Source organism: Neobacillus paridis (assembly GCF_016765675.1).
GTDB classification, from domain to species: domain Bacteria; phylum Bacillota; class Bacilli; order Bacillales; family Cytobacillaceae; genus Neobacillus; species Neobacillus paridis.
Genome location: NZ_JAESWB010000132.1, coordinates 1 through 537, shown reverse-complemented (window position 1 = coordinate 537; position 537 = coordinate 1). Strand labels below are relative to the sequence as shown.

At 66.5% G+C, this 537-nt stretch carries 1 protein-coding gene; it reads right to left on the bottom strand.

All coding sequences use genetic code 11. The annotated features are described in order from the left end of the window. Positions 1-537: PAS domain-containing protein (locus JK635_RS28210; protein WP_202653296.1), on the bottom strand; the 537-nt coding region annotated here is incomplete at both ends.

Sequence of the window (537 nt, the reverse complement as noted above, 5' to 3'; positions counted from 1 at the left end):
CTCGTGCGACAGCGTGGCCAGGAATTCATCAGCCATCGATGCCACCCGCTCCGCCTCGGCGCGGGCCTGGCGCTCCAGTTCCAGCGCCTGCTCGGTGCGCTCGGTCTGGAGAATGGCGTCATGCACATTGGTGATGGTGCCGACCCACCGTATGATGCGCTGGTCCTCGGCGCGCAGTGCGCGGCCATGGATGCGGAACCACACATAGGCGCTGTCGTTGTGGCTGCGCAGGCGCATCGTGCAGTGCAGGTCGATGCCGCTGGCGCGGCTGACGCCCCAGGCATTCATCAGGGTAAGCAGGTCTTTCTGGTGCGCCAGCGAGGTCAGCTGGTCCAGGCGCGTGACCGGGCCGGGGCCAAAGGTGGTATGCCACTGCTCGTTGCGGTATTCGAGCACGCCCTGCGGGTCAGCCTGCCAGACGATGTGCGGCAGCGACTCGGCCAGGGTGACGAATTCCAGTTCCCGCATCAGCGCCGTGTGCGACAGCGCCCGGCTGTCATTGGCCAGCTGGTGAAGCACGTCTTCGACCTGGGCGAT